At 34.2% G+C, this 16,096-nt stretch carries 18 protein-coding genes and 1 pseudogene; 15 read left to right on the top strand and 4 right to left on the bottom strand.

The window, feature by feature from the left end:
* Window positions 1-57: 57 nt before the first annotated feature.
* Window positions 58-624 carry a TetR/AcrR family transcriptional regulator gene (locus tag AC1Q8L_RS17800; protein WP_001072309.1) on the top strand — a complete coding sequence of 189 codons (567 nt, stop codon included), beginning with the start codon at window positions 58-60 and terminating at the stop codon, window positions 622-624.
* Between the two features lie 58 nt (window positions 625-682).
* A complete protein-coding gene (locus tag AC1Q8L_RS17795) occupies window positions 683-2,539 on the top strand; it encodes an alpha/beta fold hydrolase (RefSeq protein ID WP_001261168.1) in 1,857 nt (618 codons plus the stop codon).
* Between the two features lie 337 nt (window positions 2,540-2,876).
* Here the strand turns inward: AC1Q8L_RS17795 and AC1Q8L_RS17790 are convergent, their stop codons facing one another.
* The gene (locus AC1Q8L_RS17790) at window positions 2,877-3,263 is read right to left on the bottom strand and encodes a type 1 periplasmic-binding domain-containing protein (RefSeq protein WP_000135751.1); all 387 of its coding nucleotides are present in this window, start codon (window positions 3,261-3,263) and stop codon (window positions 2,877-2,879) included.
* 423 nt (window positions 3,264-3,686) lie between these two features.
* On the opposite strand from AC1Q8L_RS17790, the gene AC1Q8L_RS17785 reads away from it, so the two are divergent.
* Together AC1Q8L_RS17785 and AC1Q8L_RS17780 are read left to right on the top strand one after the other, a co-directional pair.
* On the top strand, window positions 3,687-4,124 hold the full coding sequence (locus tag AC1Q8L_RS17785) for a YkvA family protein (protein WP_001075128.1): 438 nt from the start codon (window positions 3,687-3,689) through the stop codon (window positions 4,122-4,124).
* A pseudogene (locus AC1Q8L_RS17780) lies at window positions 4,085-4,249 on the top strand (IS4 family transposase); the annotation flags it as partial. The gene AC1Q8L_RS17785 and the pseudogene AC1Q8L_RS17780, both read left to right, overlap by 40 nt.
* Before the next feature lie 88 nt (window positions 4,250-4,337).
* Here AC1Q8L_RS17780 and AC1Q8L_RS17775 read toward each other — a convergent pair.
* Window positions 4,338-4,883, bottom strand: coding sequence for a dihydrofolate reductase family protein (locus AC1Q8L_RS17775; protein WP_097842523.1), 546 nt, complete (start codon window positions 4,881-4,883; stop codon window positions 4,338-4,340).
* A gap of 347 nt (window positions 4,884-5,230) precedes the next feature.
* Between AC1Q8L_RS17775 and AC1Q8L_RS17770 the strand changes: the two genes are divergently transcribed.
* From AC1Q8L_RS17770 to menA, 8 genes are all read left to right on the top strand, one after another.
* Window positions 5,231-5,740, top strand: a complete 510-nt coding sequence (locus AC1Q8L_RS17770) for a DinB family protein (RefSeq protein WP_098311831.1) — start codon at window positions 5,231-5,233, stop codon at window positions 5,738-5,740.
* 532 nt (window positions 5,741-6,272) lie between these two features.
* Window positions 6,273-6,578: an arsenical resistance operon transcriptional regulator ArsR gene (gene arsR, locus AC1Q8L_RS17765; RefSeq protein ID WP_002062841.1), complete on the top strand. Its 306-nt coding sequence runs from the start codon at window positions 6,273-6,275 to the stop codon at window positions 6,576-6,578.
* A 60-nt stretch (window positions 6,579-6,638) separates the two neighbouring features.
* Window positions 6,639-7,076: an ArsI/CadI family heavy metal resistance metalloenzyme gene (locus tag AC1Q8L_RS17760; protein WP_016111607.1), complete on the top strand. Its 438-nt coding sequence runs from the start codon at window positions 6,639-6,641 to the stop codon at window positions 7,074-7,076.
* Between the two features lie 18 nt (window positions 7,077-7,094).
* Complete coding sequence (arsB, locus tag AC1Q8L_RS17755; RefSeq protein WP_098311832.1) at window positions 7,095-8,135, top strand: ACR3 family arsenite efflux transporter; 1,041 nt, start codon at window positions 7,095-7,097, stop codon at window positions 8,133-8,135.
* A gap of 26 nt (window positions 8,136-8,161) precedes the next feature.
* Window positions 8,162-8,566, top strand: a complete 405-nt coding sequence (gene arsC / locus AC1Q8L_RS17750; RefSeq protein WP_098311833.1) for an arsenate reductase (thioredoxin) — start codon at window positions 8,162-8,164, stop codon at window positions 8,564-8,566.
* Between the two features lie 171 nt (window positions 8,567-8,737).
* Complete coding sequence (locus AC1Q8L_RS17745; RefSeq protein ID WP_098311834.1) at window positions 8,738-9,568, top strand: GNAT family N-acetyltransferase; 831 nt, start codon at window positions 8,738-8,740, stop codon at window positions 9,566-9,568.
* A 91-nt stretch (window positions 9,569-9,659) separates the two neighbouring features.
* Window positions 9,660-10,259, top strand: a complete 600-nt coding sequence (locus AC1Q8L_RS17740; RefSeq protein ID WP_098311835.1) for a DJ-1/PfpI family protein — start codon at window positions 9,660-9,662, stop codon at window positions 10,257-10,259.
* Between the two features lie 258 nt (window positions 10,260-10,517).
* On the top strand, window positions 10,518-11,429 hold the full coding sequence (menA, locus tag AC1Q8L_RS17735; protein WP_000536367.1) for a 1,4-dihydroxy-2-naphthoate polyprenyltransferase: 912 nt from the start codon (window positions 10,518-10,520) through the stop codon (window positions 11,427-11,429).
* Between the two features lie 79 nt (window positions 11,430-11,508).
* Here the strand turns inward: menA and satA are convergent, their stop codons facing one another.
* Window positions 11,509-12,066, bottom strand: coding sequence for a streptothricin N-acetyltransferase SatA (gene satA / locus AC1Q8L_RS17730; RefSeq protein ID WP_001054993.1), 558 nt, complete (start codon window positions 12,064-12,066; stop codon window positions 11,509-11,511).
* Between the two features lie 395 nt (window positions 12,067-12,461).
* On the opposite strand from satA, the gene AC1Q8L_RS17725 reads away from it, so the two are divergent.
* The 3 genes from AC1Q8L_RS17725 (at window position 12,462) to AC1Q8L_RS17715 (ending at window position 15,339) form a co-directional block, all read left to right on the top strand.
* On the top strand, window positions 12,462-13,304 hold the full coding sequence (locus AC1Q8L_RS17725; RefSeq protein WP_000665175.1) for a polysaccharide deacetylase family protein: 843 nt from the start codon (window positions 12,462-12,464) through the stop codon (window positions 13,302-13,304).
* A 194-nt stretch (window positions 13,305-13,498) separates the two neighbouring features.
* Complete coding sequence (locus AC1Q8L_RS17720; RefSeq protein ID WP_001004644.1) at window positions 13,499-14,083, top strand: TetR/AcrR family transcriptional regulator; 585 nt, start codon at window positions 13,499-13,501, stop codon at window positions 14,081-14,083.
* A 62-nt stretch (window positions 14,084-14,145) separates the two neighbouring features.
* Window positions 14,146-15,339, top strand: coding sequence for a YhgE/Pip domain-containing protein (locus tag AC1Q8L_RS17715; RefSeq protein ID WP_492339474.1), 1,194 nt, complete (start codon window positions 14,146-14,148; stop codon window positions 15,337-15,339).
* Between the two features lie 167 nt (window positions 15,340-15,506).
* Here AC1Q8L_RS17715 and AC1Q8L_RS17710 read toward each other — a convergent pair whose 3' ends face one another.
* Window positions 15,507-16,055 carry a TetR/AcrR family transcriptional regulator gene (locus tag AC1Q8L_RS17710; RefSeq protein WP_000107858.1) on the bottom strand — a complete coding sequence of 183 codons (549 nt, stop codon included), beginning with the start codon at window positions 16,053-16,055 and terminating at the stop codon, window positions 15,507-15,509.
* Window positions 16,056-16,096 lie beyond the last annotated feature (41 nt).

Genomic DNA, 16,096 nt, shown 5'->3' with positions numbered 1-16,096 from the left:
TACTTGTAATATTTAAATTAGTACTATATAGTTCTAGTTATGACAAAGGTAAAATTAATGAATCAAAAACGTGTGATTGAAGTAGCTGCAACATTATTTTTAGAAAAAGGGTTTGCTTATACAAGTATGGATGAATTAGTACGTGTAAGCAAAGTTTCAAAGTCTAATGTGTATTATCACTTTTCTAATAAGGAAGTATTATTAGAAGCGGTCGTTGATTATTGGATTGAAATGTATCAATCTGCAATTGATGACGTACTTTCTCAGAACCAATTTTTAGTTGAAGATCGTATCCAACTGTTTTTAAAGCAATTATCACAAGGAGTTCAGTCGAGAGAGTATAAGGGGAGCTGTCCATTTATTACTCTTTATATTCAAAGTCCTAAACAGGCCACGCAAATAAAAGAAAAAATAGGTCTTTTTTTTACAGGATTACAAAAGAAAGTTTCTCTATTACTTAAACAAGGGGTAGAGAATGGAGAATTTAGAAATACGATTCATATTGATGAGGTTGCATCACTTTTTATTACAAATCTTGAAGGAGCGTTATTTATTTCAGAAACATTGAAGGATGCAACTGTAATCACGAAAACAGCAGATCATTTTTTAAAATTGCTTCGATAAAAGAAGCATTTTTTTTAAATCAAATTAGTACTGATTAGTACTAAAAGGGGGATTTTATATGAGAACAGTATTTTTAACTGGTGGAACAGGCTTTATTGGACAGCAATTAGTGAAAGAATTAGCCAAAGAGGATGTTAAAATTCTTCTTTTAGTAAGGTCGAAAAGTAAAGCAATACGCCTTTTTCAAGAAAGAGGAAACTTAAAAAAGGAAGTTATGCACTTTATTGAAGGTGATTTGACGAAAATAGATTTAGGTCTAAGTGCTGAAGATAAGGAGAGGGTATTGAAAACGGATGTGATTATTCACGCAGGAGGCCCCATGGATATTCAAGCGACAAGTAAAGAGGCAGCTTCCGTATTTTTACATGGTGCCAAACATATTAGTGACTTAGCTAAAAGTATTCATCAATTGAAGGGCTTGCAACAATTTATTCATGTTGTAGGTTATATGAGTCCCTTTGATGATAAAAATAGCAAGATTGCAATTGATGTGTTTCAAGAAGGAAATAATTATTTGAAAATAAAAAATCCATATGAGAGAACAAAATTTTTAGCAGATCTTTATATCCGTCAGCAGGCATCAGCAGTAGGTTATCCGCTTTCTGTAATTAATCCGCCAACTGTAGTCGGTAGTAGTAAAACAGGGAGTACAGAGCAGATAGCAGGATTAGGTTTGCTTGTGATGAGTATGCGAAGAGGGCTCATGCCAATGATTCCTGGAGGTAAGGGATATAGGTTACCACTTATTTCAAACGATGAGCTTGCGAAGTTTATTGTGCAGGTTTTCAGATTAGAGCAACCGACTATTCAAACATATACACTTGTTGAAGACAAACAGCACGATCAGAACATTGCTGAGTTATTAAGTATTATGTCAGAAAGTATGAATATGAGGGCACCAAAAATCTCTGTCCCAATGCCACTTATGAAAGCAATTATGAATAGTGGAGTAAGTAAAATAACAAAAATTCCTTCTGATGGACTGAATTTTATTACAAAACGAAAATTTTTAAATGTTTCAGCGAAAAAAATTATGGGAGGAGATTGGTTTAAGGAGACGAGTGTAATGAAATTTTTCCCTGCCGTAGTAGCTGATCTGGATTATCGAATGATGTATCAATATGGCCAGCATAATCATGTATTTAAACGAACATTATGCGATAACAATACCCTTTACCAATTACAAGGAGAGGGTAAACCGTTTATTTTATTACATGGTTTATTGAGTGATGGAGAGGATTTATTTCCTTTAGCACAAGAGCTTCATGAAAAAACTGGTCAACCTGTATGGATTTTGGATCTTCCAGGTTTGGGACGTTCTCCTTTTAAACAAGAGAAAAATCTTCTAGCTATCTATTTGAATGTAGTGAAAAAGTTATTGGAGAAAGCTACGAATGGTGCACATCTAATTGGCCATTCATTCGGTGCATTTATTCTTCTGGAAGCATTGGTACAAGAGTACATAGATAAGAAGTATTCAATTACGTTACTTCAGCCACCTGTTGCTAAAAAAAATGCTAAATTGCTAAATGTTCCCCAATTTATAAACAAATGGACATTAAAATTGGCAACTCCTAATTTGATAGGGCGTTATTTATTAAATAATGGTTTGTTTGAAAGTACGGAGAGCATCCCTGAACATTATATTGAAAAGATAAGTAAAAGTTTTACTTCTCCTAGAATTTTAAATACTACGGTTCAGCTTAACAGTTTACTACTGAAAAAAGATCAAGGTGATTTCAAGGAAGTAACAAAGTATAATCTTCACATTATTTGGGGGGATTATGACAGAGGTTATTCTGCTCCATCGCATCTTGGTAAGGTTGATTTTGTTCCATATGGCCATCATTTTCCTCTTAGCCATCCGAGTGAAACGGCAAGATTAGTAATGAAAAATAGTAATACTAGCAGATGAGAGTTTGGGATAAATAAAAAGTGTGTAGTAAGATCGTTGTCTTTGAAATAAAATCGTACTGTTTGGGGTCCCACCCCAAGCCTATCAAGCTAACATTTTAAAGTGCCCCCAAAACAAAAAATTGTACATTTTCACCTAGAGATGCTAATTTTATCGTTTTGGGGTATTTGCTTTTCTTAGGTTGCTCGAATTGGACTAGCAATCGTACCTGTCGAACCGCCAAAAACTGCTAATAATTAAAAAACTTTTTACATAACAATTTAACCCTTTGTAGAAAACTACGAGGGGTTAAATTGTTCAAAGAGTATTCCATTTGAGGTCTAATTAATTTAAGTTCTTAAATGAAAATTTGAGGAAAACATTCACGAACACCAGAATTTCTTAATGAATTAAATAATGCTGCACTGATTCTTAATAGGACGTTGTTATCAGTTCCATCTTCTAAATCGTATATTACAAAGTATGAATTATCGACTGTGAAAATACATTTTCGTTCTAATTTAAATTCAGGTGGTACAGTTGGAAGTGTATCAACTGGTTCAATTACAGGTGTATCTCCTTCATCTCTGATAAAATCGAAAGTTTGCTCGTCAATTTCATAGATATTAACTGGATCAATTTCTACACCTTTATCTGGAATTGTAATTTCATCTTCAACTAATAAGAAAAAGCGTTCGTTTCGAAAGTTAAAAAGAGATCTTGCTCCAATTTCAAATGATGCCATTTTATATTCGCCTCCTTTGCAACTTTTTATTGGTTTAAAGTTACATTTATATGGTATGTCAGATTAATAGATTTAGTTACAGCTTGTACTACACAAATTACTAAATTAGAAGTTTTCTCCTATGTCTATCAGGGTAAAATTAAAGAATACCCCAGAACGAAAATCTGGGGATCCCTCCCTCACATGCTTGTTCCCATTTAAAAACTGGATTAGATTAAACCTAGTTGATTTAAACGTGTTTCTTATCCCTTATCTTTCTAATTTATTGATTATTAAAATGTAGACTGATCATTAGGTTTTATATTATAAATAGTTTTTATTAAAATAAAGTATTAGACTCAATAGTAGCTACGCAATTATTATACAGTTAATAAGAACAATTCTGAGAAGATGTACGAAGTAATAAAATGGGAGAGGAATAATTTGAATCAAAATAAACCGATAGAAACAGAAGAAAAAATATCTATCATACAAAAAATGAAAAAATGGGCTAGAAACTTAAAAAAACAACTTCTTGTACTTTATTTGGCATATCGAGATGAAAGAGTCCCTTGGTATGCTAAATTATTTACAATGCTTGTTGTTGCGTATGCTTTTAGTCCTATAGATTTAATCCCAGACTTCATTCCAATCTTGGGGTATCTTGATGATTTGATTCTTGTACCATTAGGTGTATACTTGGCATTAAAACTTATTCCTAAAGAAGTGTTGGAGGATTGTAAAAGAAAGGTAGAGGAAAGACAGACAATAAGCAAACCAAAGAATTGGATAACAGGCATTATTATCATTACCCTCTGGATCCTTGTCTTTGTATGGGCTGTAAAAATTGCAAACCTGATTATTTTCAGGATGGAAGAATAAAGAAAGGTACAGAGTATATACAGCTAGATATGGAGGTATTAATGAGCTCTCTCCAAACAGGACAAACATATGGAATATCCGATGCCTATGTAGGTATGACTGATAAAGTACTAACCCGTGTAATTTTTATAAATTAATATATGTATTATCTTATAAAAAAACTCAGCAGGATTTATTCTGATGAGTTTTTTTGTTTATATAATTTATCAATAATTATTCTTTTTTCTCCGGCTGATAGGAAAGAATAACGACACCTGAACTGGTCGTTCTTGTTTCTATAAGTTTTAATGCTTTTGTATTGTTCTGGTCTTTAAAGAGACGCTTTCCGCTCCCTACGATAACGGGATTGACTATAAAGTGATATTCATCAATGAGGTCATGTTGCATTAATGTTTGTGTAAGGTCACTGCTGCCATAGATTAAAAGGTTCTGACCAGGCTGTTCCTTCAGTTTCGATATTTCTTCTACAATATTACCCTTGATAAGATTTGCATTCCATTCGGTTTTTTCCAAAGTTGTTGAAGCAACAAATTTAGGCATGCTGTTCATCTTATCAGCAAAACCTTCTTCATCAGTCATAGAGGGCCAAGCAGCTGCAAAACCTTGATAGGTTACTCGCCCTAGTAGAAGAGCTTCACTTTCAAACAGTAAATTGGATTGAAACTTTGCCACTTCTTCATTGAAGTATGGAGCAGTCCAAGCTGGTTCCTCCATGACACCATCTAGTGAGAGGTACATCGATACAATTATTTGTCCCATTTTGTTCTCCTTTAGTTTTAAATTGAGATTTTTACATATTGGTAACACAATTATTAATTCTTCAGCTAGAGAAATTCTCCCTTTTTAATAGTTTCGACAAAATATATTTATGTGTGTTTCGGAATAAACTAATATATATTAATAACTTTGAAATATTGTATAACTTCTAATTTTTATGCATTATTGATTAGAATTGCTTATTGCGCTAAGGAATCAGGATAGTGTGGCGACCGACTAAATAGTTGCTTAGCCTCAATTATTAGAAGGGAAGTTCTATCATTTCGCGAATTTATTAGACATAGACGAGTGCTATAATTTTCTATATATACATAAAGAGGTGACTACGCATGAATCAAAGACCGTCAGAAGAAGAATACGCTGGGAGCTCCGGCGAATATATCCGTTTGGTGCCGGACGGTAACATCATCAACATTCTGCTCGCCCAGGAAAAGCAAATGACTGAGCTCCTGGCATCGTTGACCGAAAGCCAGGCCGTATATCGGTATGCGGAAGGAAAATGGACGCTGAAAGAAGTCGTGGGCCACATTGCAGACGCGGAACGCGTCATGACCTACCGCCTGCTCCGGTTCGCAAGAGGGGACCAGACGCCTCTGACCGGTTTCGATCAGGAATTGTTCCTACCTCCTTTCGGAAGCTGGACAACCGCGCAATTGGCCGAAGACTACCGGGCCGTAAGGCAATCAACGATCACATTGCTGCGCGGGCTACCGGCTGAGGCATGGAATCGTAAGGGCACAGCCAACAACCTAAGCATTACGGCACGCGCCCTCGCGTACGGCATCGCAGGACACGAACTTCATCACATGGGAATCATCCGAAACCGGTACTTGAGTTAATCGTCGGCTGAGGCCTTTTGAATGGAACTAACACCTTTCATACAATCTTAGATACCGTTCTTATTGGGGCCCGCCCCCACAACCATCAACTTAAGGATTTAGACTATTTTTGAAATTGAAAGCACGTTACTATTCTCTTATGTTAATGAGAAAGGGGGACGTGCTTTTTATGATTATGCACTAAAAACAAGAGTTATCTTTATTTGCCGAAGAATTATATCGATTTTTCTCATTTTGGGGTATTTGTTTTTCTTAGCTTGATGGTAATGGGGCACTACTCTATAATGGTCAAATTAAAATTTAAAACAGTTATAGAGACTCCATTCCTCGGAAATATTGTAACTATTAAGTTGTAAAAAGAACCGTAGTTTTTCATTTTTGAAAAAGCTATGGTCTTTTTTAATTGTAACAAAGATATAATGGGAGGAAGTTTTTCTAAATCAAAAAAACTTGATTAATAAGTTGCGTAATAAACTCACTAGAGTATATACTATAAACATCAAAAAAAGTTGATGAAGGGAAGTGAACTACAGTGGCACAAAATTTTCAGTTATATGAGAAAAAGTTTAAAGCGTTGGCTGATCAAAAACGTTTAGAAATCATGTATGAGCTTTGCCAGCGGGGCCAGACGTGTGTATGTGATTTAACAGAAGTTTTTGAAATGACGCAATCTAAGTTGTCCTATCATTTAAAGGTTTTATTAGATGCGGGTTTAATTGTAAAAGAAACAAAAGGTACGTGGAGTTATTATGATTTAAATGATGCGGAAGTGAATAATTTATTATCAGAAGAATTGTGCTGTATCTTTAGAAAAACAGGGAAAGGTAGTTGCTGTTAAAATTTTGAGTTATTAATCAAAAAAAATTGATTAATAATGTATAAAGAGGAGGAATAAGGTATGAGATATGTTCACGTCGGTATAAACGTTACGAATTTAGAGAAGTCTATTGAATTTTACGAAAAGGTATTTGGTGTATCACCAGTTAAAGTGAAAACAGATTATGCAAAATTTTTATTAGAGACGCCAGGACTTAATTTCACGCTGAACGTACGAGATGAGGTGAATGGAAATCAAGTAAATCATTTTGGTTTCCAGGTGGATACAGCTGAAGAAATTACATTGCATAAAGAACGATTAGAAAAAGAAGGTTTCTTCGCGCGTGATGAGATGGATACGACTTGTTGCTATGCAGTACAAGATAAGTTTTGGGTAACGGATCCCGATGGTAATGAGTGGGAGTTCTTTTATACAAAAGCAGATAGTGATGTTCACAAAATAGAAGATCCATCTTGTTGTACGACTTCTAAAGTAGTAGAAAAAAATTCTTGTTGTTAATAGGAGCTGGAAAATAAAATGAAACGTTTATCTTTTCTAGACCGCTATTTAACACTATGGATCTTTCTAGCGATGGCTGTTGGGATTGGTTTAGGGTTTGTGTTTCCTAGTGTAGTAGACGGACTACATACATTACAAGTTGGAACGACGTCTATTCCACTTGCTGTTGGTTTAATTGTAATGATGTATCCACCATTAGCGAAAGTTCGCTATGAGGAAATGGGCCGAGTATTTAAAGATGTAAAAGTGTTAGTTCTATCTTTAGTACAAAACTGGATTATCGGTCCGGTACTTATGTTTGTGTTAGCAATTATTTTTCTTCCTGATAAACCAGAATACATGGTTGGTCTCATTATGATTGGATTAGCACGTTGCATTGCAATGGTAATTGTTTGGAACGATCTTGCTGATGGGGATAAAGAGTATGCGGCAGGTTTAGTTGCTTTTAATTCGGTATTCCAAATGCTTTTTTTCTCAGTTTATGCATACGTATTTGTAACTGTAATTCCAGAATGGTTAGGGATTGAAGGGGCTATTGTCGATATTACAATGATAGAAGTAGCAAAATCAGTATTTATCTATTTGGGAATTCCTTTTATAGCAGGTATGTTAACACGTTTTGTACTCGTTAAGTTAAAGGGAAGACAGTGGTATGAAAAGGTGTTTATACCTAAGGTTAGTCCACTTACATTAGTTGCATTATTATTTACAATCATCATTATGTTCTCTTTAAAAGGGGAAATGATTGTTAGTGTACCACTAGATGTAGTAAGAATAGCGATTCCATTACTCATTTATTTTATTGTGATGTTTTTTGTTTCTTTCTTTATGGGAAGAAAAATTGGTGCAAACTATCCGGTGACGACAACGTTAGCATTTACAGCAGGTAGTAATAACTTTGAGTTAGCAATTGCTGTAGCAGTTGGTGTGTTTGGTATTCATTCGGGCGCAGCATTTGCAGCTGTTATCGGACCGTTAGTGGAAGTGCCTGTAATGATTGCACTTGTAAACGTTGCTTTTTGGTTTAAACGTAAATATTTTAATGACCAACCAGTCTAAATTTAAAAATAAAGGCGGAAAACAACATGGAAAACAAAAAAACAATCTATTTCTTATGTACAGGAAATTCATGCCGAAGCCAAATGGCAGAAGCGTGGGGCAAACAATTTTTAGGAGATAAGTGGAATGTGTATTCGGCAGGAATCGAAGCACATGGAGTAAATCCAAATGCAATTAAAGCAATGAACGAAGTAAATATCGACATAACAAATCAAACATCAGATATAATTGATGCAAACATTTTAAATAGTGCTGATTTAGTCGTTACGCTTTGTAGTCATGCAGATGCTGTATGCCCTTCGACACCTCCGCACGTAAATCGTGTTCACTGGGGATTCGACGATCCAGCAGGAAAAGAGTGGTCTGAATTTCAACGTGTTCGCGATGAAATTGGTGAACGTATAAAGCGATTTTCTGAAACAGGGGAGTAAATAAAGGAAAGAGTCAATCTTCTATTGTGCTGGAGATTGGCTCTTTTTTATTATGTATTTCATTTACTTATCGCATCGCTTTAAAACCACTCTTAAAAATAATACAGAATATTATGTGGAAATGGTAAAGTTAGAATAGAACAGAACAGTTAAAAAAAGGGTGTGTAACGTATGATCTGTGAACTAAGCAAGAATGATTTTTATAGGTGTAATAGTTTAGTGAATGAACAAGGTCAATTAGAGGTACGTGCTGTAATTGCAGGAGTGAACCCTGGTCGTATATTTGTAGATAATAGTACTGCTCCTAATTCGGGACTTATTTGGTTAGGTAATAATGATGGATTCTTCTTTATTGGAAATCCTGCAAATGAAGCGTTTAATAAAGAAATGAATCATTTTATTAATAATGTAATAGTACCTGAGGCGAGGAAGGTAGGACTAGATTGCTTTGAAGGAATCGGTAATCATTCAAAATGGAACAAGACAATTGAAAGAATATTTCAGCACCGTAATTTAAAGAGTTGGAATCAAAGGGTGTATACGCTAAGAAAAGAGGATTATGACAATCATCATGAGCCTAAATTTGAACAGGGATATACTGTGCTGAAAATGAGTAAAGCTCTTTATGAAAATAATAACAATACATTTAAGAACATTGATTTTTTACAATCAAAAATTTTAGAGTTTTGGTCTTCACCGGATTGTTTTTTCAATGAGGGAATCGGTTATTGCATTGTTTATGATGATCTAATTGCAAGTGTATGTTTTTCAGGTTTTGTATTTGAAAATATACATTGTATAGATATTGAAACGATAAAAGGTCACCAAGGGAGAAAATTAGCTCAAAAGATAGCACATAGTTTTGTGAAAGATTGTTTGGAGAATGATATTATTCCATATTGGGACTGTATGGAATTGAACAAGCCTTCTGTTGCAGTTGTAGAAAATGTAGGGTTTACAAATGTATTTAACTATGTGGGATATTATTTTTTATTTGAATAATCTAGGTATACTTTACAATTTACACTTTGAGATTGCCCAATTATTATATATAACTACAATTTAAAAAAGAAAGCATATGAGGTGTCCGAAAATGAAAATACAAATAGTATTGTTTGATGGTTTCGGAGAACTTGTCTCATTCGCACCGTTTGAGGTACTGAAAAGAGCGATAGAAGCAGGGGCTCCATTTACAATTGAATTCGTTTCGAGTGAACAAAAACAAGAAGTTACGACTTCATTTGGAGTTACGGTTAAACTACATGATTTTTTACGAATGGATAATCGGCCAGATTTGTTAATTGTACCTGGTGGTGGTTGGAATCATAAAGCTGAACATGGGGCACGAAAACAGGCAGAGCTTGGATACTTGACCAAAATGATTAGCGAGATGCACAATGCAGGAACGATTGTTGCTGGAGTTTGTACAGGAGGTATGCTACTCGCTGCATCCGGTATATTGAATGATAAAAAGGCAACAATGCATCATTTGGCGCAGAGTGAAATGAGTAAGTATGGAGCAAAACTTCTTCCTTACAGAATTGTGGATCAAGGGGATGTTATCACTGCAAGAGGAGTCACTTCAGGAGTTGATTTGGGGCTTTGGATCACGGAAAGATTCGCAAGCCCTAAAATTGCGGCTGCCGTTGAATACAGAATGGAATATGAGAGGCGAGGTGTTGTTTGGAAGTAATTTGCTTTCTTTTTTATCCTATTTTAAATGGGAGGGGGGGCTGCCCATAAAAGCCCAATTCATATGTACTAATAATCAGTCGGGATGCCAAAACTCTTACTGATTAAAGTTTCATTTTATAATTTTTACTTTATTAAAAGTTGATTTGTTAGAAAGGATAATCATTTATTGATATAATGAATGGATGCGTGGCAGGGAATAGATAGAAAGATACTGCTAGTAATTTATACTTCAAATGTTGGGAGATTGGACAGAGTTATGGGGACAGAAAAAGAAATTAGTTCCGCTAAATTAATATGGAAGATGACGCGCCCGCATACATTAACGGCGACGTTTTCTCCTGTAATTTTAGGGACAGTGGCATCACTTTATGTTGCCAAAATTGATTGGCTTTTATTTATTGCGATGATGCTTGCATGTTTAGCGCTGCAAATAGCAACGAACTTATTTAATGAGTACTATGATTTCAAACGTGGATTAGATACCGCTGAATCCGTTGGCATCGGTGGCGGAATTGTCCGTCATGGATTGAAGCCAAAAAATGTGTTAACAGTTGCGCTTTTATTGTATGTCGTAGCAGCATTTATTGGCATTTATATTTGTATGAATAGCAGCTGGTGGTTAGTTGTCATTGGTTTAATTGGGATGGCAGTTGGCTATTTATATACAGGCGGTCCATTACCAATTGCGTACACTCCGTTTGGAGAATTAGTTTCTGGGTTGTTAATGGGGACATGTTTTGTAATCATTGCTTTCTTTATTCAAACGAATACTGTAACGATTGAAAGTGTATTGATTTCCATTCCAATTGGAATTTTAGTAGGTGCAATCAATATGTCAAATAACATCCGAGATATCGAAGAAGATATTAAAGGTGGAAGAAAGACATTAGTAATCCTCCTTGGGAGAGAAAAAGCTGTGGTAACACTAGCGGTAGCCTTTTTCATTGCGTATTTATGGATTGCCGTAATTGTATTAATGGGTTATATAAGCCCTTGGGCATTAGTTATGTTCCTAGGTTTGAGAAAGCCAATTTCTGCGATTCAAAGTTTCCAAAAAGGGGCAAAGGATCCTGGATATATGCGCATCGCAATGAAATCAACAGCGATGACAAATACGATTTTCGGCTTCTTGTTGTCAGCAGGATTATTAATTAGTTATTTGTTTTAAATAACTTAACCCCAATTTCTCGATTTTAGTATAGAGAAATTGGGGTTTTATTTTGAGTTTTTTACGTTATAAACTATTATCATTTGAAATGTATATACCAATAAATTGCAACTTCATCACTTGTCTTATCCAAACCTTTATAAACAAGAAAATCAAACCCACCAATTACAAATCCACATTTTTCATAAAATTTACATGCTGCGACATTATTATTTTGCGTTTCAAGCATGATACCTGGCATATTTCCTTTTTTTGCCCACTGCTTTGCTTGATCAACTAATCTTTTACCAACTCCGAGTGTACGATATTTTTTATCTACCGTTATATCTTCTATGTAAGCATAGTGGTTCCAATTCTTTTTCAATACCATTAATCCAATGATTTGGTTATGTAACAGTGCTATGTAAATGACTTGATTAGGTTTATTTATATATTCATTGTAAGCCAGTTCTTCATTATCATCTTGATTTTGTAAATAACTTTTTTCATAACTTGGAACGTCTTCTACTGTATATTCTATACGTTTATTTCCTTTGGAAAGAGAAAGAATTAACCGAGCATTCACTATAAAACTGTCATCAATCTCCGGGAGATTATCTAAATCATTTGTTTCTAACTCTCTAATTACAAGGTTCATCGGGGCACCTCCACATAATAATATTTCTTCTAGTTCTTCATTTGGTTCAAATGAATTCCAATTACAAAATTATAATAGAATTTCAATAGTACGGCTATCTTTGTATTTTATCTTTATACCAGTATGTTGTTATCTTGATATAAAAATATTGTTTAGAAAGAGTAGTATCTTTTATTTTGGATGTATATCCAGTTTTCAAATTTAACTGTAGTAGAGAAACAAATATTTTTTTAAAGAGTGGATGCCATACGTTATTCTTTAACTAAATTCGACATTATCTGCATTTTATCTTCACCTTCCTCTATTAATCTATTTATTGTAAACATCAGCTGGAGTTAATGCTCAGCTGTATAAATAATGAATATAAAAATTAATAGGGAAAGGATCGAAAAATAATGAAAGAATCACAAAGTAAGAAAAAAACAAGTCGACTAACTAAGGTAATAATATCTCTAGGAGTTGTTTTAGCAACGACCTTTTTCACCTTCTTTTTAATTGGAAAATGGAACTCTATCCCAGCGAAGGGAATAGCTAACGAAAGTAGTAATCAAGTTAACACGCAACAACAAGAAAAGAAAAAAGAAACACCACCGGCAAAACAGAAAAGACCTGATGGAAAACCGGTAGGAAAGGTTGTTTATTTAACATTCGATGACGGTCCTAGCGAATTAACTGGGAAGTTTTTAGATGTACTAAAAGAGCAAAATGTTGCGTCGACATTTTTTATGCAAGGTAGCAATTTACAAAATACAGGTTTTCAGGAAAACGTAAAACGAGCGGTAAAAGAAGGACATTATATTGGTGCTCATAGTATGACACATAATAGTGATAAGCTATACAAAAAAGGACAGTTTGTAACGGAGATGAAAGAAACGTTAGCTCTTATTCATAATATTACGGGTACAATTCCTAAACTAGTCCGTCCCCCATATGGATCTGCACCAGGATTAAAGGGCGAGGACATTCGTAACAAAATTGTAGAAGCAGGAATAAAAGTTTGGGATTGGACGATAGATTCAAATGATTGGAAATTAAAAGATAATCCCATTCAGATTATCGAAAATGTAAAGAAACAGACAACAGAAGAAGTTGAAGTTGTATTAATGCATGAAAAGGCGCAAACATTACAAGCTCTTCCTGAAATTATTAAATTTTATAAAGAGCAAGGGTATGAATTTGGGGTATATAATGACGAGGATCATTTTCGTCTAAACTTCCAAAAAGATCCACGTCTATAGTATAAACATAGTTATTTTAAAAAGGTGTTTTTATTACTAAATCAATAATTAAGCCAAAAGACGATTTCCTATACAATAAAGAAATCGTCTTTTTTTATAAAGTTGACTTTTGGATCAAAAAGGTTTATTCTACTTGTGCAAGTGAATACTTACATTCGGGTTTGGATAAAGATTATGTGAAAGTTGGATGAAACGTGAATGAAATGACAAATACATCAGAACGTATTATTGAGGCTTTTTTAGAATTATTCCGCACTCATGGCTATAAGGGAACGACGACACGCTCGATTTCGGAACTAGCGGGCGTAAACGAAGTAACGATCTTTCGGAATTTTGGAAGCAAAAAGAATATTATGGAAAAAGCTGTCGAATCTTTATCGCGTGATATGGAATTGAATAAATTAATGCCTGGAGAGATGACTTGGAATCTTGAAGATGACTTGCTATCTATTGCAGAAGGATATCTTGCATATATAGAAAAGTTAAAGGATTTAATTTTGATTAGTTTTCAGGAAGCTGAAATGTTCCCAGAGCTCAAAGAAAAAATTGCATTAATTCCTAAACAATTAAAAGATAATTTGGTTTCATATTTCATTGAGATGAGAGAAAAGGGAAAGCTTATTGAAACTGATATGGAAGCTCAGGCGATGAACTTTATTTGGATGAATTTCGGTTACTTTCTTTCTAACTTACGCTTTGGTGACAATTTATTTTCCAATTCAAAAGAGATTTTTTTAAAACATAGTGTCCAACTATTTTCTAGGGGGCTAACTCCCTAGGTCTTTTTTTGTACCTAATGCAAGTAAGTACTTGCTATAATAAAACAACAAGGAGTACGACAATGAAAACTTTAAAAAATTTCTTTAAATTCCCTCCAACATTCATTGGAATTGCAACAGCATTTGCCTTTCTGTTAATTTTCTTTTGTGTGTGGATGACTGCATACGATGGTGTTATGGATCGGGTAAACCAATTAAAAGTCGGATTAGTTAATGAAGATAATCAAATGGGAACCGATATTGAAAAAAGCTTGAAGGAAAATCTACCCTTTAAAGTTAAAAGCTATAGCTCGGTAACGCACGCCCAAAAAGATATGGATAACAGGAACTTAGATATGGTTATTCAAATTCCTGCAAATTTCTCAAGCCTATTGAAAGAAAATAATACTACAGAGATTAACTATTTCATCAATCAAGCAAACTCATCTTTGGCAAAACAGATTATGGAAGGCGCGGCAAAGGATATTACGCAAACAGTTAATAAAAATGTATATGCGTATAAACAAAAGCTTATTTCATCTAACCTATCTAACGAACTAAGTACAGTGATGCCGTCAGAAGAATTGGTCCAAAAGTTATCAGAAAACATTACGAAAGCTATGAGTTCATTAAACATTGATTCTGTGCAATCATCTGTCGAAAAAACAAACAATACAGATGGCTTTGCAGCAACCATGATTCCATTTTTAATTGTTCTTGCTTCATGGGTTGGAGCGATGCTTATGAGTTTAAATCTTAATATTGTTGCAACAATATTAAAAAACACGCACGGAAAATGGTCTATATTTTTATCAAGACAAGTTATTAACATTGTCGTATCTGTTATTTTAGCTATTATCACGTTATTATTAATGACCTTATTTAATGTTAAATTGAATACAAGCTTGTTTGAAACATGGATATTCCAAACTCTTGTCTTTTTCTCTTTTTTAAGCGTAACGCAAATGTTTATCGTTCTATTTGGTCCTGCTGGTATGATGTTTAATATCATATCGCTGTCAGTACAATTAGTTACTTGTGGAGTAATTGTTTCAAAAGTGTTTCTATCCAATTTTTACCAAATTGTCGGTTCTCTTTTCCCTGGAACTTATGTAGCTGACGGATATCAAACAATAATTTTTGGTGGGGGAAATCTATCACACGATATGAATATTCTTCTTTGCACTTCAATTATTACCATTCTTATAGCGGTGGGGAGAATTATGCTGCAAAGAGAGAGTAAAAGTGAATTGATCAAACAAACTGCCAACAGATAAAAAGCTTATATTACATGTGAAGTGCACCCTGATTGCTAAACAAAGTCTAACAATCGAGGGGCACTTTTTTTAGTCAAATTCTCTTAGCGTACGAAATTCGCGTTTTTCTCCGTAGCGAAATAGGGCTCATATGCTCTAACCTCATTCTATTAGTAAATAGCCTGCAATCATTGTCCTCTGTACATGAAATAAATTTGGTTTGTAATATAATCTGAACTAAAATGAAGTCCGTTTTTTATCCACCACATAATGATTCCTACCAATGAAGCGGTTTTAATCTCAATGGCAACATAATCTTCGGGTAGCTCTGTCTCACTATTATTTCTGCGCGTTTCTACTAATTTCTTTATTAATAGAAATAATTGTTCCTCAAAATGATTCATATTAAATAAAACAGATAAATAATTTCGATGAATATATAAATAATCAAGCAATTGTGTTAGCTGTTGTTTTTCTGATAAATTGCTTACGTGTATTAAAGCGGTAATTTTATTAGAAAGTTCGTTTAAAATTTCATCAGTGAGTTGCATGAGTAAATCCTGAATATCTTGATAGTGTAAGTAAAATGTTGTCCGATTTAATCCAGCTTCGTTTGCAATTTTCTGGACTGTTAAATTTGAAATAGTGGATTCCTCTTGTAAAAGGGAATAGACGGCATTTTTAAACATTTCTCTTGAACGAAGTGTACGAGGATCCTCTTTTTTAGATGTAGACATTTTGAAACTCCTTTATAGATTTTTCTTTGACTTTCTCGACA

It is taken from the genome of Bacillus sp. GW823-FHT06A11 (genome assembly GCF_058795355.1).
Note: the sequence above shows the minus strand (reverse complement) of the source record. Positions and strands in the feature narration are given on the sequence as shown.

What these genes read in the sequence shown, in the direction of transcription:
- AC1Q8L_RS17800 (WP_001072309.1), top strand. Translation starts at nt 58, where the DNA reads ATGAATCAAAAACGTGTGATTGAAGTAGCTGCAACATTATTTTTAGAA.
- AC1Q8L_RS17795 (WP_001261168.1), top strand. Translation starts at nt 683, where the DNA reads ATGAGAACAGTATTTTTAACTGGTGGAACAGGCTTTATTGGACAGCAA.
- AC1Q8L_RS17790 (WP_000135751.1), bottom strand. Translation starts at nt 3,263, where the DNA reads ATGGCATCATTTGAAATTGGAGCAAGATCTCTTTTTAACTTTCGAAAC.
- AC1Q8L_RS17775 (WP_097842523.1), bottom strand. Translation starts at nt 4,883, where the DNA reads ATGGGACAAATAATTGTATCGATGTACCTCTCACTAGATGGTGTCATG.
- AC1Q8L_RS17770 (WP_098311831.1), top strand. Translation starts at nt 5,231, where the DNA reads ATGAATCAAAGACCGTCAGAAGAAGAATACGCTGGGAGCTCCGGCGAA.
- AC1Q8L_RS17760 (WP_016111607.1), top strand. Translation starts at nt 6,639, where the DNA reads ATGAGATATGTTCACGTCGGTATAAACGTTACGAATTTAGAGAAGTCT.
- arsB (WP_098311832.1), top strand. Translation starts at nt 7,095, where the DNA reads ATGAAACGTTTATCTTTTCTAGACCGCTATTTAACACTATGGATCTTT.
- arsC (WP_098311833.1), top strand. Translation starts at nt 8,162, where the DNA reads ATGGAAAACAAAAAAACAATCTATTTCTTATGTACAGGAAATTCATGC.
- AC1Q8L_RS17745 (WP_098311834.1), top strand. Translation starts at nt 8,738, where the DNA reads ATGATCTGTGAACTAAGCAAGAATGATTTTTATAGGTGTAATAGTTTA.
- AC1Q8L_RS17740 (WP_098311835.1), top strand. Translation starts at nt 9,660, where the DNA reads ATGAAAATACAAATAGTATTGTTTGATGGTTTCGGAGAACTTGTCTCA.
- menA (WP_000536367.1), top strand. Translation starts at nt 10,518, where the DNA reads ATGGGGACAGAAAAAGAAATTAGTTCCGCTAAATTAATATGGAAGATG.
- satA (WP_001054993.1), bottom strand. Translation starts at nt 12,066, where the DNA reads ATGAACCTTGTAATTAGAGAGTTAGAAACAAATGATTTAGATAATCTC.
- AC1Q8L_RS17725 (WP_000665175.1), top strand. Translation starts at nt 12,462, where the DNA reads ATGAAAGAATCACAAAGTAAGAAAAAAACAAGTCGACTAACTAAGGTA.
- AC1Q8L_RS17715 (WP_492339474.1), top strand. Translation starts at nt 14,146, where the DNA reads ATGAAAACTTTAAAAAATTTCTTTAAATTCCCTCCAACATTCATTGGA.
- AC1Q8L_RS17710 (WP_000107858.1), bottom strand. Translation starts at nt 16,055, where the DNA reads ATGTCTACATCTAAAAAAGAGGATCCTCGTACACTTCGTTCAAGAGAA.